Source organism: Larkinella sp. C7, assembly GCF_006149005.1.
In the GTDB taxonomy this organism is placed as follows: Bacteria; Bacteroidota; Bacteroidia; order Cytophagales; family Spirosomataceae; genus Larkinella.
In genome coordinates this window covers 1-206 of sequence record NZ_VBSL01000139.1, presented here as the reverse complement: position 1 = coordinate 206, position 206 = coordinate 1, and the positions used below count along the sequence as shown (strand labels likewise).

Annotated in this window: 1 protein-coding gene; it reads right to left on the bottom strand. The window is 44.7% G+C overall.

What is annotated here, in order from left to right; genetic code table 11:
• Window positions 1-206, bottom strand: a 206-nt coding sequence (locus FH871_RS34780; protein ID WP_212768376.1) for a PTS transporter subunit EIIC, incomplete at both ends; no start/stop codon positions are given.

Sequence of the window (206 nt, the reverse complement as noted above, 5' to 3'; positions counted from 1 at the left end):
TTCCAAGGCACCATAGAGGAATGGTGCCAGGATTGGTGCTGTATTTTGTGAGTTGGCCAACCATTGACCAAAGCCGTTAATAGCAGATTGAACCAGTGGCCAGAAGATTGCCATGATCAAACCAACGATAGTAGAACGGAGGATAACCACGAAAGGTACGAAACGTTTACCATTAAAGAAGGTCAAGACATCTGGCAATTTACGGT